This is a genomic window from Micromonospora halophytica, from assembly GCF_900090245.1.
Lineage (GTDB): Bacteria > Actinomycetota > Actinomycetes > Mycobacteriales > Micromonosporaceae > Micromonospora > Micromonospora halophytica.
The window spans coordinates 65,988-85,421 of record NZ_FMDN01000008.1 but is presented as its reverse complement, the minus strand read 5'-3'; the positions used below and the strand labels follow the sequence as shown (position 1 = coordinate 85,421).

Annotated in this window: 19 protein-coding genes; 9 read left to right on the top strand and 10 right to left on the bottom strand. The window is 74.3% G+C overall.

The window, feature by feature from the left end:
- Positions 1 to 6: 6 nt before the first annotated feature.
- The 3 genes from GA0070560_RS13810 to GA0070560_RS13800 all read right to left on the bottom strand — a co-directional run bounded on the left by GA0070560_RS13810 (position 7) and on the right by GA0070560_RS13800 (position 2,016).
- On the bottom strand, positions 7 to 939 hold the full coding sequence (locus GA0070560_RS13810; protein WP_091296044.1) for an STM4015 family protein: 933 nt from the start codon (positions 937 to 939) through the stop codon (positions 7 to 9).
- An 88-nt stretch (positions 940 to 1,027) separates the two neighbouring features.
- Positions 1,028 to 1,426, bottom strand: coding sequence for a ribosomal maturation YjgA family protein (locus GA0070560_RS13805; RefSeq protein WP_091296042.1), 399 nt, complete (start codon positions 1,424 to 1,426; stop codon positions 1,028 to 1,030).
- A gap of 116 nt (positions 1,427 to 1,542) precedes the next feature.
- Positions 1,543 to 2,016, bottom strand: a complete 474-nt coding sequence (locus GA0070560_RS13800) for a VOC family protein (RefSeq protein ID WP_091296038.1) — start codon at positions 2,014 to 2,016, stop codon at positions 1,543 to 1,545.
- A gap of 172 nt (positions 2,017 to 2,188) precedes the next feature.
- Here GA0070560_RS13800 and GA0070560_RS13795 point away from each other — a divergent pair, with 172 nt between their 5' ends.
- Complete coding sequence (locus GA0070560_RS13795) at positions 2,189 to 2,506, top strand: DUF1330 domain-containing protein (protein ID WP_091296034.1); 318 nt, start codon at positions 2,189 to 2,191, stop codon at positions 2,504 to 2,506.
- 177 nt (positions 2,507 to 2,683) lie between these two features.
- On the opposite strand, the gene dinB is transcribed toward GA0070560_RS13795, so the two are convergent.
- Entirely contained in the window at positions 2,684 to 3,871 is a 1,188-nt protein-coding gene (gene dinB / locus GA0070560_RS13790; RefSeq protein ID WP_091296507.1) for a DNA polymerase IV, read from the bottom strand.
- A gap of 223 nt (positions 3,872 to 4,094) precedes the next feature.
- Between dinB and GA0070560_RS13785 the strand changes: the two genes are divergently transcribed.
- Positions 4,095 to 4,847, top strand: coding sequence for a dienelactone hydrolase family protein (locus GA0070560_RS13785; RefSeq protein ID WP_091296503.1), 753 nt, complete (start codon positions 4,095 to 4,097; stop codon positions 4,845 to 4,847).
- A 103-nt stretch (positions 4,848 to 4,950) separates the two neighbouring features.
- On the opposite strand, the gene GA0070560_RS13780 is transcribed toward GA0070560_RS13785, so the two are convergent.
- The 3 genes from GA0070560_RS13780 to GA0070560_RS13770 form a co-directional block, all read right to left on the bottom strand.
- Positions 4,951 to 6,525, bottom strand: coding sequence for an FMN-binding glutamate synthase family protein (locus tag GA0070560_RS13780; protein ID WP_091296030.1), 1,575 nt, complete (start codon positions 6,523 to 6,525; stop codon positions 4,951 to 4,953).
- Positions 6,526 to 6,567: 42 nt separating this feature from the next.
- Positions 6,568 to 6,981 (bottom strand): VOC family protein, encoded by a 414-nt coding sequence (locus GA0070560_RS13775; RefSeq protein ID WP_091296027.1) that lies wholly within the window; start codon positions 6,979 to 6,981, stop codon positions 6,568 to 6,570.
- Between the two features lie 70 nt (positions 6,982 to 7,051).
- A complete protein-coding gene (locus tag GA0070560_RS13770; RefSeq protein WP_091296024.1) occupies positions 7,052 to 7,687 on the bottom strand; it encodes a TetR/AcrR family transcriptional regulator in 636 nt (211 codons plus the stop codon).
- Between the two features lie 121 nt (positions 7,688 to 7,808).
- On the opposite strand from GA0070560_RS13770, the gene GA0070560_RS13765 reads away from it, so the two are divergent.
- Both GA0070560_RS13765 and GA0070560_RS13760 read left to right on the top strand, forming a co-directional pair.
- Positions 7,809 to 9,431, top strand: coding sequence for an ABC-F family ATP-binding cassette domain-containing protein (locus GA0070560_RS13765; RefSeq protein ID WP_091296021.1), 1,623 nt, complete (start codon positions 7,809 to 7,811; stop codon positions 9,429 to 9,431).
- Between the two features lie 11 nt (positions 9,432 to 9,442).
- Positions 9,443 to 10,321, top strand: a complete 879-nt coding sequence (locus GA0070560_RS13760) for a Vgb family protein (RefSeq protein WP_091296018.1) — start codon at positions 9,443 to 9,445, stop codon at positions 10,319 to 10,321.
- 68 nt (positions 10,322 to 10,389) lie between these two features.
- On the opposite strand, the gene GA0070560_RS13755 is transcribed toward GA0070560_RS13760, so the two are convergent.
- Together GA0070560_RS13755 and pip are read right to left on the bottom strand one after the other, a co-directional pair.
- On the bottom strand, positions 10,390 to 11,523 hold the full coding sequence (locus tag GA0070560_RS13755) for a peptidoglycan recognition protein family protein (protein ID WP_091296015.1): 1,134 nt from the start codon (positions 11,521 to 11,523) through the stop codon (positions 10,390 to 10,392).
- A 163-nt stretch (positions 11,524 to 11,686) separates the two neighbouring features.
- Entirely contained in the window at positions 11,687 to 12,676 is a 990-nt protein-coding gene (pip, locus tag GA0070560_RS13750) for a prolyl aminopeptidase (RefSeq protein WP_091296010.1), read from the bottom strand.
- 49 nt (positions 12,677 to 12,725) lie between these two features.
- On the opposite strand from pip, the gene GA0070560_RS13745 reads away from it, so the two are divergent.
- The 5 genes from GA0070560_RS13745 (at position 12,726) to GA0070560_RS13725 (ending at position 18,734) form a co-directional block, all read left to right on the top strand.
- Complete coding sequence (locus GA0070560_RS13745; RefSeq protein ID WP_211565831.1) at positions 12,726 to 13,400, top strand: MarR family winged helix-turn-helix transcriptional regulator; 675 nt, start codon at positions 12,726 to 12,728, stop codon at positions 13,398 to 13,400.
- A 30-nt stretch (positions 13,401 to 13,430) separates the two neighbouring features.
- A complete protein-coding gene (locus GA0070560_RS13740; RefSeq protein ID WP_091296007.1) occupies positions 13,431 to 15,083 on the top strand; it encodes a serine/threonine-protein kinase in 1,653 nt (550 codons plus the stop codon).
- A gap of 41 nt (positions 15,084 to 15,124) precedes the next feature.
- On the top strand, positions 15,125 to 16,207 hold the full coding sequence (locus GA0070560_RS13735; protein WP_091296004.1) for a DUF3060 domain-containing protein: 1,083 nt from the start codon (positions 15,125 to 15,127) through the stop codon (positions 16,205 to 16,207).
- 69 nt (positions 16,208 to 16,276) lie between these two features.
- Positions 16,277 to 17,269 carry a mechanosensitive ion channel family protein gene (locus tag GA0070560_RS13730; RefSeq protein ID WP_091296001.1) on the top strand — a complete coding sequence of 331 codons (993 nt, stop codon included), beginning with the start codon at positions 16,277 to 16,279 and terminating at the stop codon, positions 17,267 to 17,269.
- A gap of 208 nt (positions 17,270 to 17,477) precedes the next feature.
- Positions 17,478 to 18,734, top strand: coding sequence for an MFS transporter (locus tag GA0070560_RS13725; RefSeq protein ID WP_091295997.1), 1,257 nt, complete (start codon positions 17,478 to 17,480; stop codon positions 18,732 to 18,734).
- 119 nt (positions 18,735 to 18,853) lie between these two features.
- On the opposite strand, the gene GA0070560_RS13720 is transcribed toward GA0070560_RS13725, so the two are convergent.
- The gene (locus GA0070560_RS13720; protein ID WP_091295994.1) at positions 18,854 to 19,267 is read right to left on the bottom strand and encodes a YchJ family protein; all 414 of its coding nucleotides are present in this window, start codon (positions 19,265 to 19,267) and stop codon (positions 18,854 to 18,856) included.
- Positions 19,268 to 19,434 lie beyond the last annotated feature (167 nt).

Sequence of the window (19,434 nt, the reverse complement as noted above, 5' to 3'; positions counted from 1 at the left end):
CGTCGCTCACTCCCCGACCGCGGTGAACCGATACTGCCGGCCGTCGTACTCGTCCGGGGTCTGCGGGTCGGACAGGTCGACGTCCACACCCGGCAGGGCCGCGACGAGCCGGTCCTGCCACTGCGGCGACAGGAAGTGGTGGTGCAGGTCGAGCCGGCGCAGGTGGGTCAGCGGCTGCCCGGACAGCAGCGCCTCGGCGCCGGTGTCGGTGAGCACCCCCATGGACAGGTCGAGCACCTCCAGCCGTCCGACGACCGGGGCGCCGGCCACCGCCGCCGCGACGGCGTCCTGGGTGTCGGCGTTGCAGACCGCCAGGTGCCGCAGCGCCGGCAGATTGTCACCGGCCAGGAGTGCGCCGAGGTCGTCCACGGTGGTGTCACCGCCGTAGTCGGAGCGGCCGAGCCACAGCTCCAGCCGCCGCACCGCGGGCAGGTCGCTCTCGCCGACCGCCCGCACCACCGTGCCCGGCAGCCCGCCGGACTCGACGTGCAACTCGCGCAGGCCGGTGTGCCTCACCGGCTCCAGCCGCAGGCCCTGCGCGCCGCGCACGTGCAGCACCTCCAGCGCCGGGTACGCCGCCAGCAGACCGGTGACGTCGCCGTGGGTGATCCAGGAGATCTCGCACTGCTCGCTGACCAGGTCGGCGAGGAAGAGCGCACGCAGCTCCGTCCACTCCCGCGCCGCCTCGACGAGCAGGTCCACCGGCAGCGGCCGCTCGTACGCCTCGCCCCACTCGCCGATCACCAGCGTTCGTACGGCGTCGGCCGGCACCTCGGCGCGCAGCGCCCGGACCAGATCGGCGAACTCCCCCGGGTCGGCGTCGAAGTCCTCGACCTCCAGCCGCCAGGCCACCGCCGACGGATCCGCCGGCAGGGTCATGCCCGGTGTGAACGGCAGCACCGGTGACCCGGCGAACGACGACAGGTGGGAAGCGATCACGGTGACCTCCGGTCCTACTGCGGCGACGGCGGCGAGACCGTAGCAGCCGCGCCCGACAGGAAGATCAGCAGTGGCGGGGCGGACCTGCTCAGGCGGTCGTCGCGGCCGTGCGCCGGGACAGCAGCGCGTGCAGTGCGACCAGCGGCGCCACTCCCACCGGGTACCAGGCCAGATCCACCGGATCGAACTGCACGCCCAGCGCCAGCCGGGCCGCCAGGCTGTGCGCCGACAACTGCGCCGGGATCCCGGTGAGCTGCGCGCACTCCACCGCCCAGCAGCACAGCGTCGCGATCGCCCCGGCCGGCAGCGGGGCCAGCGGGGGCCGGAGGAAGAGCACCGCTGCCCACACCATCGACGCGTACAGGGCGGTGCCGGAGTGCTGCCGCAGTGCCCCGTCGTCGAGGGCACGGATCGTCAGGGCCAGGCCGAGGAACACCGCCGCCGCGACCGGCATGAGCAGCCGTACCCGGCCCGGCGTGAGCGACATTCCCGGGATGCTAACCGCCGTGCGCCCGGCACGGCGTCCCGTCGCCGCCTGTCAGGCCGGCGGGTTCGGCCGGTCGGCCGGCAGGCGTGCCAGGCGTGCGCCCGAGGTCGGGGCGGTCAGCGGTCCGGGGAGGCCAGCGCGCCCTGGACGTACGCCATGTTCGCGGCGAGGACCGGGTCGACCAGGCGGCGGCCCAACTCCTCCTCGGTGGGCTCGGCCACCCGTTGGTGCACCCACCAGAGGTTGCCGAACGGGTCACGGAACCGGCTGACCCGGTCACCCCAGAAGAGCTCGGTCGGTTCGGTCACGACGGTGGCACCCCGGGCCACCGCCCGGCCCAGCACGTCGGCGTCGTCGGCGACGTACAGCCGCAGGAAGGTCGGGGTGGCCGGCCACTGTGGCTGGTCGAACAGCATGACGACGGAGTCGCCGACGCGGACCTCGGCGTGGCCGATGAGCCCGTCGACCTCCATCCGGCTCAACTCGACGGCGTCGAACACGTCGACGACGAAGTCGATGACCTTCGCGGTGCCACCTGGCGAGATGATCCACGGGGTGACGGTGTGGTAACCCTCGGGCGCGACGTCCATGGTCGACCTCCCTGGTCCTGCCGAGGCCCTGCGCCGCCGGCCACGACGACGGTAGGCGTCAATCAGGTCAGGTCGTGTCCTGGTTTCCGCTGTCGGTGCGACTTTCTCAGGCCCGAGCCGGCGGCGCCGGTCGCGCCCCCGCCATCAAGTTACCTGCAAGTAGCATCGACGGGTGGCCGTCTACGCGCTCGCCCAGATCTCCGTCCACGACCGCGACCGCTACGACCGCTACGCCGCGGCCTTCCTGCCGGTCCTCGCGAAGTACCGGGGCCGGCTGCTCGCCGCCGACGAGGCCCCGCAGGTCGTCGAGGGCACGTGGCCGTACGACAAGGTCGTTCTCATGGCCTTCGACAGCAGGGAGAGCTTCCAGGCGTGGGCCGACTCCCCGGAGTACCGGGAGATTTCCCGCGACCGGGTCGCCGCCACCGACGGCGTCGTGCTCCTGCTCGACGGGCTCCCCGGCCACCGGCCGTCGGGCGGGTCCGCCTGAACTCAGGCGACCCGGGGTGTCGGGACAGCCGGCAGCGCCACCCGTCGGGCCGTAGCTGACCCGCATCGTCCGCTCGTCGCCCCGGGTGTCGGTGAACAGGTCACCGAAGCCGGGCATCGGCAGCACCTCTCCCATCCATCAAGGATGCCCGACGGGCAGGGCTGGGAAAAGCCCGCTTCAGTCGGGCAGCCGGGGCATCTCCAGCCCGGGGTCACGGCCGAGCAGCGTGGCCCGGGTCAGCGCGGCGGAGCCGAACCGGTCGCGTACGGCGTCGACCGCCGCATCGAGCTCGGCGCCCGGATCCGGCGCGAACGGCAGTTCCGGCTGCACCGGGGCATCGTCGAGGTTGCCGACGGAGACGCCGATCAGGGTGACGCCCCGACGGTCGATCTCGGGCAGCGCCGCCCGCAGCAGCGCCCGGGCCGTGTCCAACAGGACGGCGGTCTGTGCGGTGGCCTTGCCGATGGTGTGCGAGCGGGTGGCCCGGGTGTAGTCGGCGAAGCGCAGCCGCAGCACCACGGTGCGCCCGGAGCGTCCGGCCGCGCGCATCCGGCGGGCCACCCGGTCGATGAGGCCGGACAGGATCGCGTCCAGGTCGGCCGGGGTCCTCGGACCGCCGCCCAGGGCGTGCTGCGCCCCCATCGAGGAGCGCCGCCGACCCACCTGCACCGCCCGGGGATCCCGGTTGTGGGCCAGCGCGTGCAGGTGCCGGCCGGCGCCGCCGCCGACCAGCGAGACCAGGGTCGCCTCGCCGAGGCGGGCGACCTGCCCGACGGTACGGATGCCGCGCTCGCGCAGCTTCGCCGCGGTGACCGGGCCGACACCCCACAGCCGCTCCACCGGCAGCGGGTGCAGGAAGTCCCGCTCACCGTCGGGCGGCACCAGCAGCAGTCCGTCCGGTTTGGCGACCCCGCTGGCCACCTTGGCGAGGAACTTCGTCCGGGCCACCCCGACGGTGATCGGCAGGCCGACCTGCTCGCTGACCTCCCCGCGCAGCCGTGCGGCGATCTCCAGCGGCGGACCGACCAGCCGGCGCAGACCACCCACGTCGAGGAACGCCTCGTCGATGGAGAGCCCCTCCACGAGCGGGGTGGTCCGCCGGAAGATGTCGAACACCGCCCGGCTCGCCGCCGTGTACGCGGCCATCCTCGGCGGTACGACCACCGCGTCCGGGCAGAGCCGGCGGGCCTGCCCGCCGCCCATCGCGCTGCGCACCCCGCGCGCCTTCGCCTCGTAGCTGCAGGCCAGCACCACGCCACCGCCGACGATGACCGGCCGGCCGCGCAGCCGGGGGTCGTCGCGCTGCTCGACCGACGCGTAGAACGCGTCCAGGTCGGCGTGCAGGATGCTGGCCTCGTTCGACACGAACACATGTTCGCATGGCTGGTCACCGTCGCCACGCTGACCTGCCCGGACGTGGGTCCTACCGGCTGCGGAACGGCTCCGCGGACACGAACTCGCCGCGGATCGCCGGCCGCCAGGCGGCCAGCGGGCGGGCCATGAAGTGCTGCGGCCCCCACGGGTCCGGCGGCGTCTCTTCGGTCGCCCGGGTAGCGTCCGGGTCGACGACGACGGGGGAGGCGCGGCGGTGCGGACGACGACGGTGGACGTGCCGGTGGGCGATGGCGTGGCGGACGCGTACCTGGTGCGGCCGGAGGGGGACGGACCGTTCCCGGCGGTGCTGGTCTTCATGGATGCGTTCGGGCTGCGCCCGCGCCTGGCCGAGATGGCCGGGCGACTCGCCGCCGACGGGCACCTGGTGCTGGTGCCGAACCTGTTCCACCGGGCCGGCCGGGCCCCGTTGGTGGACCTGTCCGGGCTCGGCGACCCGGCGCAGCACGGCCCGCTCTTCGCCCGACTCACCCCCATGATCTACGGGCTGACCCCGGGTCTGGTGGCTGCGGACACCGCCGCCTACCTGGACTTCCTGGCCGCCCGGCCCGACGTCGCCCCCGGCCCGGCGGTAATCGTCGGGTACTGCATGGGTGGCAGGAACGCGCTGCGCGCCATCGAGGCGCACCCCGACCGGCTGGCCGCGCTGGCGAGCTTCCACGCCGGGCGGCTCGTCACCGACGCCCCGGACAGCCCGCACCTCGGCGTCGGCGCGGTCACCGGCGAGCTGTACCTCGCCCACGCCGACAACGACCCGGCGATGACCGCCGACGACATCGCGACCCTGGAGAAGGCGCTCGACGCGGCGGGCGTGCGGTACCGCTCCGAGCGGTACGACGGCGCGCGCCACGGTTTCACCATGGCCGACACCCCGGTGTACGACGAGGTGGCCACCGAACGGCACTGGGCCGCCCTGTCCGACCTGCTCGCCCGCACCTTCGGCCGGTGACGGCCGCCCCGGGCCCGGCGCCTGGCCCGGCGGGCGCAGGATCCGACGTCGACGTTCCGGGAGCATCTGCGCGCGGTCGGCGGCGCGATCGAGGGAGTGAGCCTCAGCCGACGGCGGTGGCCGACGGGGGAGCGCTGCCGCCGCGCGGTGCCTCCCCGGTCATCAGCGCCACGATCTCGGCCCGGTCGGCGGCCGACGGCAGCCCCCACTCGGGGCGGTAGTCGTACACCTCCCGCAGTGGGGTGGACGAGGTGCGACCGTCGAGGATCTCGACGGCGTCGGTGTCGATCAGCCCGGGGTGCTCCACCCCGCACGCCTCGGCGACCTTCACCAGGTCCCGCCGCAGCGTACGGACGTAGTTGGCGGCGCGCACCGACTTCAGCGCCGGGTCCAGCCCTCGGGCCAGCCACGGGTTCTGGGTGGCGACGCCGGTGGGGCAGGTGTCGGTGTGGCACTTCTGCGCCTGGATGCAGCCGATCGCCAGCATCGCCTCCCGGCCCACGTTGACCATGTCGCAGCCGAGCGCGAACGCCACGACCGCGTTGTCCGGCAGGCCCAGCTTGCCGGCGCCCACGAACACCACGTCCTCGTGCAGCCCGCGCTCGGCGAAGGTCCGGTAGACGCGGGCGAAGCCCTGCTGGAACGGCAGCGACACCGAGTCGGTGAAGATCAGCGGCGCGGCCCCGGTGCCGCCCTCACCGCCGTCGACGGTCACGAAGTCCACCCCGCGCCCGGTGTCGCGCATCAGCGTGGTCAGCTCCTCCCAGAAGGCGAGGTCGCCGACGGCGGACTTGATGCCCACCGGCAGGCCGGTCTCGGCGGCGAGCAGTTCCACCCAGTCCAGCAGGCTGTCGCAGTCGGAGAACTCGGCGTGCCGGGACGGGCTGACGCAGTCCCTGCCCTCGGGGATGCCCCGGGTCGCCGCGATCTCCGCCGACACCTTCGCGGCGGGCAGCAGCCCGCCCAGGCTGGGTTTCGCGCCCTGGCTGAGCTTGACCTCCAGGGCCCGCACCGGCGCCCCGGCCACCAGGTCCTTGAGCCTGTCGAGGTCGAACCGGCCGCGGTCGTCCCGGCAGCCGAAGTACGCGGTGCCGAGCTGGAACACCAGGTCACCACCGTTTCGGTGGTACGGAGACAGCCCGCCTTCGCCGGTGTTCTGCAGGCAGCCCGCCAGCGCCGCGCCCTTGTTCAACGCGGTCACCGCGTTGCCCGACAGCGAGCCGAAGCTCATTCCGGAGAGGTTGACCACCGACTCCGGCCGGAACGCCCCGGCCCGGCCGCGCGCCCCGCCGAGCACCTTCGCCGCCGGCAGCCGTACGTCGTGGCCCGCGGTCGGGGTCGACGGCGGCACCGCCCGGCCGAACGTGCGGTGTTTGATGATCGGATAGCCGGGGGTGTGCTCGATGTCGTTGTCCGTGCCGAAGCCGAAGTAGTTGTTCTCCTGCTTGGCCGAGGCGTAGATCCAGCGCCGCTGGTCACGGGTGAAGGGCCGCTCCTCGTTGTTGCCCGCCACGATGTACTGCCGCAGCTCCGGCCCGATCGACTCCAACAGGTAGCGGGCCCGCCCGATGACCGGGAAGTTGCGCAGCAGCGCGTGGTCGCGCTGGAGGACGTCGCGGGCGGCGAGGCCCGCGAGAGCGGCGGCGACGACGGGTAGGGCTCGACCGGTCCACTTCATCCCGCCACACTTTCCGGTCCCGCCGTCGGTCAAACCGTGCGCTCAGCTCGATGCCTGGCTGATGTTGACCATCCACGGGGTGCCGAACCGGTCCTCGCACTGCCCGAACTCGTCGCCCCACATCTGCTTCTCCAGCGGCACGCTGACCACCCCTCCGGAGGAGAGCTGGTCCCACCAGCGGCGCAGCTCCTCGGCGTCGTCCCCGCTCAGGGAGATGGTGTTGGCGTTGCCGCGGCGCAGCTCCATCCCGGGCGGCATGTCCGAGGCCATCAGCAGGTGGCCGGCGGCGGTGCGCAGCATGCCGTGCATGATCTGGTCGGCGACGGTCGGGTCCGCCATGCCGAACTCGCGGAACGTGGTCAGCGACAGGTCCCCGCCGAACACCTGCTGGTAGAACTCCATCGCCGCACGGGCGTTGCCGGCGAAGTTCAGGTACGGGTTGAGCTGCGACGTCACGGCATCCTCCTCGAGGTCGACCAGCGCATCGTCGCACCGGGGGCGGTCCCGGCGGGGGCGTACACGCCGGTCACACCGGGACGAAGGCCCCCGCCGCCGCCGCGAGCGCCGCCGCCCGGGCCGCCCGCTGCGCGAGCGCCGCGTCCGCGCCGCTGCGCAGCAGGAGCAGCTCGTGGTAGACGGGCGCGGTCGCCGCGACCAGCAGGGCGCGCGCGTCGGTCCCGGCGGGCACCTCGCCCCGGGCCACCGCCCGGTGGACGACCACCGCGCAGCGGTCGTACCGGTCTGCCCAGAAGGCGCGCAGCGCCTCGGCGGCCGGCGGGGAGCGGAACGACGCGGCGATCAGCGCGCCGGTCAGTGGCGGGTCGCCGGTCAGTGCCTCGTGCACCTCGCGGTTGATCGCCACCAGGTCGCCGTCGAGGCTGCCGGTGTCGCGGGGCCGCCAGTCCTCGCCGGTGGCTTCGGCGAGCACGCCGGCGAGGAGCCCGCCGACGTCGCGCCAGCGCCGGTAGACGGTGGTGCGGTGCACCCCGGACCGGTCGGCGACGGCGTCGACGGTCAGCGCGTCGTAGCCCTGCTCGACCAGCAGGGCGGTGACCGCGTCGAGGACCCGGCGGCGTACCTGGGCGCTGCGTCCGCCGGGCCGCCGGACAGGGCCGGGCGATGGCGGATCGGGGATGCGGGTTGCCGGCGGCGACTCGTCCATGGCACGATCCTACAGCAACAGTTGTCGCGTTAAGGAGGCCGCCGATGCTCCGGTGAGGTGATCGTCCCGACGGCCGCGCCCTGCCGCGGTCGCCCCGACCACCGACCCGTGGAGATGTCGCATGCCCACCCAGATCAGCGTCCACGACCTGACCAAGGCGTACGGCAACCGCCGGCTGCTCGACACGGTGACCTGCGCGGTCGCGCCCGGCGAGCGGGCCGGTGTGGTCGGCGAGAACGGCTCCGGCAAGTCGACACTGCTGCGCCTGCTCGCCGGCCTCGACACCCCCGACGACGGCACGGTCACCGTCACCGCAGACGGCGGCGTCGGCCACCTCGCGCAGGACGCCCCGCTGCCGCCCCACCTGACCGTCGGTCAGGCCGTCGACGCCGCCCTGGCCGACCTGCGGGCCATGCGGGCCCGGCTACGCGAGCTGGAGCCGCTGCTCACGTCCGCCGATCCGCGCCTGCTCACCGAGTACGGCGACCTGGCGACCGCCTTCGAGCTGCGCGGCGGCTACGACGCCGACGCCCGGGTCGAGCGGGCCCTGCACGGCCTCGGCCTGGCCGGCGTCGACCGGGACCGCCGCCTCGGCGACCTCTCCGGCGGGGAGCAGGCCCGTCTGCACCTGGCCGCGGTGCTCGCCGCCGGCACCGAGGTGCTGCTGCTCGACGAGCCCACCAACCACCTCGACGACGCGGCGCTCGGCTGGCTGGAGGAGCACCTGCGCAGCCGGCGCGGCACCACCGTGGTCGTCTCCCACGACCGGGTCTTCCTGGAGCGGGTCGCCACCGTACTGATCGAGGTCGACGCCGACCGGCGCGCCCTCGTCCGGCACGGCGCCGGCTACGCCGGGTACCTCGCCGAGCGGGCCGCCGTCCGGCAACGCTGGGCCCAGGCGCACCGGGCCTGGCACGAGGAGGTCGAGCGGCTGCGCCGCACCGCGGCCACCACCGCCCGTCAGGTCGCGCCGGGCCGCCCGATGACCGACGGCAACAAGATGGCGTACGACCGGGCCGGCGGGCGGGTGCAGCAGTCCCTGGCCAGCCGGGTCCGCAACGCCGAGCAGCGGCTGCGCCGCCTGGAGGCCGACCCGGTGCCGCCCCCGCCGCAGCCGCTGCGGTTCACCCCGCCGCCGGCCCCGCCCGTGGACGGGATCGTGCTCGACGCCGTCGGTGTGGCCGTCGCCGGCCGGCTGCACCCGGTCGACCTGACCGTACGGGCGGGGCAGCGGCTGCTGCTCACCGGGCCCAACGGCGCCGGCAAGAGCACCCTGCTGCGGGTCCTCGCCGGGGAACTGCGCCCCGACACCGGCCAGGTGGCGCGGCGCGTTCCGGTCGGCCACCTGCCCCAGGACGTCCCCGCCGACCGTCCCGGGCAGTCGCTGCTGGCCGCGTACGCGCACGGCCGGGCCGGTGACGCCGAGCAGCACCGGGCCGCGCTGCTGTCGCTCGGGCTCTTCCCGCCCGACCTGCTCGACGTGCCCGTCGGCAGGCTCTCCACCGGGCAGCGGCAGCGCCTCGGCCTGGCCCGTCTGTTCACCGCCCCGGCCGGCGTCCTGCTGCTCGACGAGCCGACCAACCACCTCTCCCTCGGCCTGGTCGAGGAACTGGAAACCGCCCTGTGGGCGTACCCGGGCGCGGTGGTCGTGGTCAGCCACGACCGCCGGCTGCGCCGCCGCTGGCCGGGCACGACCCGGTCGTTGGCGGCGGGCCGCCTGCTCACCTCCGCACCGACCGCCTGACGGGAGTCCACATGCCACCCACCATCACCGAACTGCCCGTGGCCGGGCCCGACGCCGGCCCGTACGCGATCACCGTCGGCCCGGACGGCGCGCTGTGGTGCACCCTGGTCCACACCGGAGCGATCGCCCGGATCACCGCCGACGGGGACGTGCGCCGCCACGACCTGGACGACCCCCGCTGCGGCCCCGCTCTGCTCGCCACCGCCCCGGACGGCGCACTCTGGTTCACCCGGATGCGGGACCACCGCATCGGCCGGCTCGCCCTCGACGGCACGCTCACCTCGCACGCCGTGCCCGGCGCCGGCCCCTACGGCATCGCGGCCGGCCCGGACGGTGCGCTCTGGTTCACCGAGCTGGCCGCCGACCGGATCGGCCGGATCACCACCGACGGCGAGCTGACCCACGTCGACCTGCCGGTCACCGGCGGCATGCCGTCGATGATCGTCGCCGGACCGGACGACGCCTGCTGGTTCACCCTGAACCAGGCCCACGCGATCGGCCGGATCACCCCGGACGGGAAGGTCGACGTCCACCCGCTGCCCACCGCCGGGGCCGCGCCGGTCGGCATCACCCGCGCCGCCGACGGGGCGCTCTGGTTCGTCGAGATCGGTGCCGGCCAGGTCGGCCGGATCACCGTGGACGGTGCCGTCCGCGAGTACCCGCTGCCCGACCGGGCCGCCCGTCCGCACGCGATCGCCGCCGACCCGGCCGGCGGCTGCTGGTTGACGGAGTGGGGCGGCAACCGGGTCGGGCACGTCACCGCCGAGGGCGTCATCGAGGAGTACGCGCTGCCGACGCCGGCCTGCGAGCCGCACGGGATCGTGGTCGCGCCGGACGGCGACGTGTGGATCGCCCTGGAGACAGGGGCGGTGGCCCGCCTGACCCGGTGAGCCGGCGGACGGTGGTCATGCGGCGGTGGCGGGCCGGCAGGGCCCGCCACCGCCGTGGCCGTCCCTGCTCAGTGCTGGCGGAACGACTGGCGGACGATGCCGCCGACCAGGGCGCACCAGGTGCTGGTGCTGACCGTGCCGGTGCGCGGCAGCCCGTGCAGCTGCTGGAGGTCCTTCACGGCCTTCTTCGTGGCGTGGTCGTACTCGCCGGTGACGGTGACCTCGGCGTGGCCCTTCCAGTTGAGCATGAACTGCATCGCCTCCACCGGCAGGCCGGTGGCGTCGGAGTCCAGCTCGGGGGCGAGGGTCTCCCAGGTGGGGCCGGTGAGGGTGGCGTCGACGTCGACGGGGATGCCGTTGCGCGCCTGCCAGTCCTGCACCGCCGCGATCGTGGCGGCGTCGAAGGCGCTGTTCGGCGTGACGGCGTAACCCCGGTACGCCAGCAGGTACTGGGCGACCCGGACGGCGGGGGAGCCGACGAAACGCCACAGGTCGGGCCAGCGGCGGGCCGGCACGTCGGCGAGGTCGGTGCCGAGCTTGTCGAACACCCGCCGGCGCACGGTGGGGAAGAGGCGGTAGAACGTGGCGCCGGGGCAGAGGGTGGTCCGGAAGTCCCAGTGGCCGAAGATGTCGTGCGCGTGCAGCCCGTACTGCCGGCAGATGGTGGTGCAGAGGTCCACCAGGGAGTCCAGCAGCGCGTCCGGCGGGGTGTCGGTGACGTAGGTGCCCTCGTTCTCGATGCCGATGGAGCGGCCGTTCTCCCCGGGGCAGTGGGCGGAGACCATCTGCCGGTCGCCGGCGGCCAGCCGCTCCAGGCTGCCGTGGCGGCCTTCGAGGACGTAGCCGCCGCGGCTGATGGTGAAGTGCTGGCCGGTGTCGGACCAGCGGTTGTTGTCCATGTGCAGGTTCTGGCAGTCGCGGGCCAGCTTGATCGCCTGCGCCTCGGAGTAGTCCGTGACGTTCGGGAACGCCATGTGATGGACGATGATCTTGTTGGTGGGGATCGCGCTGATCACCAGCGGGTCCGCCGGTGGGCGGGCGCCCCACTCGTCGCAGCTGATGATCCAGTCGAGGTCCGCGCCCGGGTCGGCCTGGGCGGCGGCCGGGAGGGCCAGTTCGGACCCGACGACCGCGACGGTGGCTGCGCCCAGACCGGCCCGCAGCAGGGTACGGCGGTCGAGTTCAGGGTGGTCGAAGTGCATGGCATCTCCTCGGCGGCCGACGGCGGCACTGGTGACGGATGTGAAAAGGAGCTCCATACTGCGCGCGTGACGTGGAGGATATTGCCAAAGGTGGCGTACGCGCTAGAGGTCCGCGTCGATCCGTTCGCCGTCCGGTCAACCCCGTCCGGTCAACCCCGTCCGGTCAGGCGTCCGCCCCGACCCGTCCCCGGTGCGGCATCCGCCAGCCGGCGGCGAACCGGTCGAAGGCGGCCAGCAGGTGCCGCCGGGTCTCCACGTTGCCCAGGTGGCCGGCCTGCTCGACCACGTGCAACCGCGCGCCCGGCCAGGCCCGGTGCAGCTCCCAGGCGGTCACCAGCGGGCTGCCCAGGTCGAGCCGGCCGTGGATCAGCACCCCGGGAATGTCGGCCAACCGGCCTGCTTCGCGGATCAGCTCACCCTCCGCCAGCCAGGCGCCGTGGGCGAAGTAGTGCGCGCAGATGCGTACCAGGGCAGTCCGGTCCGCCGACGGCCGGTCGCCGTACGGATTGCCCGCGCCCTCCGCCGACACCACCGCGTCCTCCCAGGCGCACCAGTCGAGGACCGCCCGGTCCCGCACCGCCGGGTCGGGGTGCTCCATCAGCCGGACGTACGCGGCGACGACGTCGCCGTCGGGGCCGACACCGCCCCCGGCGAGGAACCGGTCCCACTGCTGCGGGAAGAACCGGCCCACGCCCCGGTAGAGCCAGTCGATCTCGCTGCGGCGGGTGCTGGTGACCGCGGCGATGACGATCTCCGACACCCGCTCGGGGTGCCGTTCGGCGTACGCCAGGATCAGGGTGGAGCCCCATGACCCGCCGTACAGCAGCCAGTGCTCGACGCCCAGGTGCGTGCGGAGTCGTTCCATGTCGGCGATCAGGTGGTGGGTGGTGTTGTGCCCCATGTCGGTCGCCGGGTCGGCGGCGTGCGGGGTGCTGCGACCGCAGCCGCGCTGGTCGAAGAGGATCACCCGGTAGCGGGCCGGGTCGAAGTAGCGGCGGGCCCGGGTGCCGCACCCGGAGCCCGGTCCACCGTGGACGACCAGGGCGGGTTTGCCGGCCGGGTTGCCGCAGGCCTCCCAGTACACGTGGTTGCCGTCGCCGACGTCGAGCATGCCGTGGTCGTACGGCTCGATCGGCGGATACAGCTCGTCCATCGGCGACCCTCCCCGGGAGAAATGCAACAGCGCTATTATATTAGCGTACGTGCCCGACCCCACCTCCGGTCCCGCGCTGCTCGGCACCCGGCTGCGCCACCTGCTGGAGCTGCTCGACGGCGACGTGGCCGCCGTCTACGCCGACCTCGGCCTGCCCGGCTTCCGCCCCCGGTACACCCCGGTGGTGCGGGCGCTGGCCGACGCTGGGCCGCAATCCATCCGGGAGCTGGCCCAGGCCACCGGCGTGACCCACTCCGCCGCGAGCCAGACGGTGGCGCAGATGACGAAGGACGGACTCGTCACCCTCACCGCCGGCGCGGACGCCCGGCAGCGCATCGTGCGGCTCACGACGAAGGCCGAGTCGCTGCTGCCCGTCCTCGACGCCGAGTGGGCCGCCACCGCGGCCGCCGCCCGCCGCTTCGAGGCGGAGCTGTCGTACCCGCTGAGCCGGCTCGTCGACGAGGCCCTGGCGGCGCTGCGCCGCCGGTCGATGCGGCAGCGCATCGCCGACGTCGCGCTCCACCCGGCCGAGGACGACGCCGGCCCCGACCGACCTGGCGCTGCACATGTTGCGGCACACCTCCTGGCGGATCCAGGTCATCCGAAGTCCCCTGTCCGGAACCCATCGGCCACGACGGCTGTACGTACGTCGGAAAACAACCGTTGCGCCGATGGCCGGGTTGCGCCCGGGGGCGAGAATGATCAGCGTGGCCCTGATCCCTGACCACCTCCGGCAGACCGGGGGGACCGCCGCGTGACCACCGACTGGCAGCTCTCCGGTTACACACCCGTGCGGCAACTCGGCGCCGGCGCGTCCGGCCGCGTCCTGCTCGCCACTCACGACGCGAGCGGCGTACCCGTCGCCATCAAGTACCTCATCAGCTCCGTCGGCGACGACCCGTCGTTCCGCACGGCGTTCCGGGACGAGGCGCTGCTGCTCGTCGAGATCGACGATCCGCACATCTCCCGGCTCTACGAGTACGCCGAGTCGCCGCAGGGCGCGGCGATCGTGATGGAGCTGGTCAACGGCGTGTCGCTGCGGCAGATGCTGCGCGCCCACGGCGCCACCGAGCCGGAGGCGGCGCTCTGCGTGCTCAAGGGCTCGCTCGCCGGCCTCGCCGCCGCCCACGCCCGGGGCGTGGTGCACCGCGACTACAAACCCGAGAACGTGCTGGTCGACGTCGAAGGGCGCAGCAAGCTCGCCGACTTCGGCATCGCCGTGCCGATGGGCCGCGACGGCGGCGGCTCGGTCAGCGGCACCCCCCGGTACATGGCACCCGAGCAGTGGACGGGAGCGCCGGCCAGCCCGGCCTGCGACATCTACGCCGCCACCGCCACCTTCTACGAGTGCCTGACCGGCCGTCCGCCGTACGACGGCAAGGACCTGTTCACCCTGCGCGACCAGCACGCCCTGGCGCCCATCCCCACCGACCCGGCGCCGCCGCCCGTGCACCACCTGCTGCGGTACGGCATGGCCAAGAGCCCCGCCGAGCGGCCGCAACCCGCGTACGTCTTCCTCACCGAACTGGAGCAGACCGCCGCAGCGGCGTACGGGCCGGACTGGGAGGAGCGGGGCCTGCGCGAGCTGGCTCGGCGGGCCGCGCTGCTGGCCGCGCTCTTCCCGTTCCCCGACGGCGTCGGCGGCGCCACCAGCGTGGCGAGCACGAGTCTCGGCATCGGGCGGATGTTCCCGCGGCACGGTGGCGCCCGGGCCGCGCTGCTCGGCAGCGGCCTGGTAGCGGCCCTGCTGCTCGGCGGGGCCGGTCTCAGCTACGCCTCCCGGCACGCTCCGGCGTTGGCCCTCGCCGACGGTACGTCCGCGCCCCGCGCGTCGGCGGTCACCTCGTTCGCCCCGCCGAAGGACCCGGTGGCCGCACCGCCCATCACCGCCGTGTCGCCCAGCCCGACCCCGCCGCCGACCCCCACCCCGATCCCCTCCGAGGCCGGCCCCTCGCCCACCCGGACCCTGTCGGTGACGGCGACCCCCACCCGCTCCCGCCCGGCGACCACGACGCCGCCCCCGTCGCCCAGCACGAGCCCGCCCCCGCCGCCGGACGTCACCGCACCGTGGGTGGGCAAGCTGGACATCGCCCCCCGCTTCCTGGAGCCCGGCGGCTGTCCGTACGGCATCCAGGTCAGCACGGTCACCGCCGCCGCCTCCGACGACCGGACCGCAGGCGCCGACCTGCGGGTCTCCTTCCGGTACGTGTTGGCGGGCACCACCCACACGGTCCGGATGACCCATGTGGGCGGCGGCGCCTACCGGGGCACGTTGGGTGAGCTCGCGACCCCGAAGTCGAGCACGCGCATCCCGGTCGAGGTCATCGCCGTCGACGCCGCCGGCAACGCCTCGGCGCCGGCGGGCCCGGAGTACGTGTCGCTCTCCTCGTACTGCACTCCCGGCTAGGAGGCAAGGGTGCGACAGTTCCCGACCGGAGGTGGGCTCGGATGACCAGACCGGACGAGCAGGGCGAGCCCACCGTCCACCTGTCGGCGGGTGAGCCGACGGTGCACCTGTCGGCGGGGCCCGACGAGGGCACCGTCCACCTGGGCGCGGCCGACCGGACGGTGTCCTTCGGTGGTGTCGATCCGGCGGTGGGCCGGGACGCCACGCCGCCGTTTCCCGACGTCGACCGGACCGTGCACCTGGGCGCGGCCCACCCCACCGGGTACCCCCACCCCACCGACGAGACCGTGCACCTGCGCGGTGTGGACGAGACGGTCCACCTGCGCGGTGTGGACGAGACGGTCCACCTGCGCGGTGTGGACGAGACGGTCCACCTGCGCGGTGTGGACGAGACGGTCCACCTGCGCGGTGCGGACGAGACCGTGCACCTGCACGGTACGGACCGGACGGTCCACCTGCACGGCACCGGGACGCCGGGCGTGGGCGACGGCACGTGGGCAGCTGCCGACACGACGGCGCGGACCGGTGCGGCGTACCCCGACGTCACCGCCGCCCTGACCGCGCCGACGGCACACGGTGGGCGGGCCGGCGGTGCGACGGCCACCGGCCGGGGCGTACCCCCGGGCGGTGAGGTGCGTTTCGGTCCCGGCGTGCCCACGACGCCGCCGGCCGCGCCGGCCTGGCCCACGGCGGCGCCCCCGGCCCGCCGCCGGCCGCTGTGGCGACGGGTGGTCTCCGTGCTCTCCGCCCTGCTCACCGTCGCGCTGGTGGTCGTCGTCGGTTTCTGGCTGTGGCAGCGGCTCGACCCCTTGGAGATCACCGAGGTGAACGTCGCTGTGCCCCGGCCCGCCGGGGACAGCTGCGACGTGACCGTCGACGTCGTCGCCACCGTGCGCACCAACGGCCGGGCCGGAGTGATCGAGTACCAGTGGCTGCGCTCCGGCTCCACGCCCGGCGCGTTGCTCAGCGAGCGCGTCGGCTGGGGCCAGAAGACCGTCACCCTCACCCTCAAGTGGGCCTTCAGCGGCGTCGGCACCACCCGGGAGACCGCCACCGTCAACATCGTGGACCCCTCACCCCACCAGGCCCGCACCGAGGTGACCTACGCCTGCCGGGCGTCCTGACGGGCGTTTCCGCACGGGCGGGTTCGGGTAGGTCGGCAGCCGACCGATTCGACCGTGTGGAGGGTCCGTATGAGAGACAACGTCGGCGACGCGGTGGGTGACGCCTTCCGTGCGGTGATGCTCTTCCTACCCAAGGCGGTCGCCTTCGTGGCGATCCTCGTGGTGGGCTGGCTGATCGCCAAGGCCGTGCTGAAGATCGTGGACAAGGTGCTGGAGCGGGTCCACTTCGACAAGGCGGTCGAGCGCGGCGGTATCAAGACCGCCCTGGCCCGCTCGCGGTACGACGCCAGCGACATCGTCGCCAAGCTCGCCTACTACGGGGTCCTGCTGGTCACCCTCCAGCTCGCCTTCGGCATCTGGGGCCCCAACCCGATCTCCGACCTGCTCGCCGGGGTCGTCGCCTGGCTGCCGCGCGCGTTCGTCGCGATCGTCATCGTGGTGGTCGCCGCGGCCATCGCCACCGCGGTAAAGGACATCATCTCCAGCGCACTCGGTGGCCTCTCGTACGGCCGGGTGCTGGCCAACATCGCCTCGGTGTTCATCCTCGGCCTGGGCGTCATCGCCGCGCTCAACCAGATCGGCGTCGCCACCGCGGTGACCACCCCGGTGCTGATCGCGGTGCTCGCCACCGTCGGCGGCATCCTGGTCGTCGGCGTCGGCGGCGGGCTGGTCCGCCCGATGCAGAACCGCTGGGAGTCCTGGCTGACCCGCGCCGAGCAGGAGTCGCAGGTCATCGCCACCCACGCCCGGGCGTACCAGGCGGGCAAGCGGGACGTACAGGCGCACCTCGGCGCGTACCCGGCCTCCCGGGGCACCGACGACGCCGACGCGACCCAGGTGGTGCCGCGCACCGACGACGCCGACGCCACCCAGGTGGTGCCGCGCCACGACGGGTCCGACCTGACCCAGCCGGTCGCTCCGTACGCCGGCGCCGAGGCGACCCGGCCGGCGAGCCCGGTCGTCCCGCCGCAGGCGACGGCCACGCCCGACGAGCCGGCCCGCGACGACGTCGAGGCGACCGTGGTGATCCCACCGGCGGACGCCGACAAGTTCCGCCGCTGACCGTACGCCGGACGCCGGCGGGGACGGGGCCCACACGGGCTGCCGTCCCGCCGGCGTTTTCGGGTGTCCAGGGGACTTCGCCCGGCGCCGGCACGGGCTAGCATCGGCTCATGACCTGGCGATGTTGATCCGTCCCTGAGGGCCGCTGCCGCGGACCACCGGGCGACGCGTACGTCCCGCGTCCGTCCGGTCCCGTGGAAAGGCCCCGATGACCACCGTCCCCGCACGCGTGCCCGATCCCCGCGTCCGTCGCCTGGCCGGCACGCTCTACGCGTACGCCTTCCTGTGCGACTTCATCCTGCTCTATCCGCTCTACGCGCTGCTGTTCAGCGACACCGGCCTGTCCGTCGGGCAGATCTCGTCGCTCTTCATCATCTGGTCGGCGACCAGCATCCTGCTGGAGGTGCCCTCCGGCGCCTGGGCCGACGCGTTCTCCCGCCGCCTGCTGCTCTGCCTAGCACCGCTGCTGGCCGGCGCCGGCTACGCCCTGTGGGTGCTCGCCCCGTCGTACCCGGCGTTCGTCGTCGGCTTCGTCCTCTGGGGAGCCGGTGGCGCGCTCGGCTCCGGCGCGCTGGAGGCGCTGGTCTTCACCGAACTCGACCGCCTCGACGCCGCCGGTCGCTACGCCCGCACCATGGGTCGGGCGAAGACCGCCGGAGTGCTCGGGGCGCTCACCTCGATCGGCCTGGCCGGCCCGGTCCTGGCAGTCGGCGGCTACCCGGCCGTCGGGGCGGCCAGCGTGCTGGCCTGCCTGCTCGCCGCCGCCGTAGCGACCCGGCTGCCCGAGCACCGCGACACCGCGCCGCCGGACGTGGCCGGGGAGGACGGCGACGACCCGGGCTGGCTGGCGAGCCTGCGCGCCGGCCTGGCCGAGGCCCGGGCCGACCGGCGGGTGCGCGCCGCGCTGCTGCTGGTGCCGGCGGTCGCCACCGTCTGGGGTGCCCTCGACGAGTACACGCCGCTGCTGGCCCGGGACACCGGCGTCGCCCAGTCGACCGTGCCGCTGCTGCTCCTGCTCACCTGGCTGGGGGTGACCCTGGGCGGCCTGCTGACCGCCCCGGCCGAACGGTTGAGCACCCGCGGCTACGCCGGCCTGCTGGTCGTCGCCGCGGTGACGCTCGCGGTCGGGGCGGGGCTGCGGCAGCCGGCGGGATTCGTGCTGCTCGGTGTCGCCTTCTGCGCATTCCAGATTGCCACCGTGCTGGCCGACGCCCGGCTCCAGACCCGGATCGCCGGCCCGAGCCGGGCCACCGTCACCTCCGCCGCCGGGATGGCCACCGACCTCGCCATCATCGCCGTCTACGGCGGGTACGGCCTGCTCGCCGGGGCCGGCGGCAACGCGCTCGCCTTCGTGGCGGCGGCCGTGCCGTACCTGATCGTCGCGATCTGGCTGCTGACCTCCCGGGACGCGCGCCGGCCGGGGCGGTCCGTGGCGGTGACCGTCCGGCCCGGGTCGGCCCGGTGACGGTTGACGCCTCGACCGGGGGCCGGGGACGGCGGGCGCTCTTCTCGGGGGCTGCCCGGTGACGGTGGCCGGCCGGCCCGGCGACGGAGCCGTTCCGGTGGGCTGTCGGGTCGACCAGCTCAGTCGGGCAGGGCGTCGAGGTAGACCCAGCGGCCGTCCTCGCGGACGAAGCGGCTGCGCTCGTCGAGCGTCCCCGGGCGGCCCGACTCCCGGTAGTGGGCCCGGAACGTGACCGTGCCCTCGCTGTCGAACAGGCTGCCCCGTTCGGTGTCCACGATTTCCAGACGGGTCCACTGCTGCGCCGGGTCGAGCCGCAGCCGGGCCGGCCGGGTCGAGGAGTGCCAACTGCGCAGCAGGTAGTCCGCGTCACCCACGGCGAACGCGGTGTACCGGGACCGCATCAGCGACTCCGCCGTACCGGCCGTGCCCTCGCCGCGGTGCACCGGGCCGCAGCAGTCGGCGTACGGCAGGCCGGAGCCGCACGGACACGGCCGGCTGGGGTCGTCGGGCCGATGGGTTGGACGTCTCGCCACGGCCCCATCCTGCCGCACCCACCACCGCCGGACCGCGCGGGTACGACGAAGGGCCGGCCCCGTGGTGGGGTCGGCCCTTGTCGTGGTGGGTCAGTGGGAGTAGCCGCGGGTGGCGATCCAGTCGGCGAGGGTGTCGATGTCCATCTCGTAGCTGGCGGTGGCCGGGT

Bases quoted from the DNA above. Each gene is read 5' to 3' on its own strand.
- GA0070560_RS13755 (WP_091296015.1), bottom strand. From the start codon at position 11,523: ATGCACTTCGACCACCCTGAACTCGACCGCCGTACCCTGCTGCGGGCC.
- GA0070560_RS13730 (WP_091296001.1), top strand. From the start codon at position 16,277: ATGAGAGACAACGTCGGCGACGCGGTGGGTGACGCCTTCCGTGCGGTG.
- GA0070560_RS13765 (WP_091296021.1), top strand. From the start codon at position 7,809: ATGCCCACCCAGATCAGCGTCCACGACCTGACCAAGGCGTACGGCAAC.
- GA0070560_RS13770 (WP_091296024.1), bottom strand. From the start codon at position 7,687: ATGGACGAGTCGCCGCCGGCAACCCGCATCCCCGATCCGCCATCGCCC.
- GA0070560_RS13725 (WP_091295997.1), top strand. From the start codon at position 17,478: ATGACCACCGTCCCCGCACGCGTGCCCGATCCCCGCGTCCGTCGCCTG.
- GA0070560_RS13805 (WP_091296042.1), bottom strand. From the start codon at position 1,426: ATGTCGCTCACGCCGGGCCGGGTACGGCTGCTCATGCCGGTCGCGGCG.
- GA0070560_RS13780 (WP_091296030.1), bottom strand. From the start codon at position 6,525: ATGAAGTGGACCGGTCGAGCCCTACCCGTCGTCGCCGCCGCTCTCGCG.
- pip (WP_091296010.1), bottom strand. From the start codon at position 12,676: ATGGACGAGCTGTATCCGCCGATCGAGCCGTACGACCACGGCATGCTC.
- GA0070560_RS13760 (WP_091296018.1), top strand. From the start codon at position 9,443: ATGCCACCCACCATCACCGAACTGCCCGTGGCCGGGCCCGACGCCGGC.
- GA0070560_RS13735 (WP_091296004.1), top strand. From the start codon at position 15,125: ATGACCAGACCGGACGAGCAGGGCGAGCCCACCGTCCACCTGTCGGCG.
- GA0070560_RS13800 (WP_091296038.1), bottom strand. From the start codon at position 2,016: ATGGACGTCGCGCCCGAGGGTTACCACACCGTCACCCCGTGGATCATC.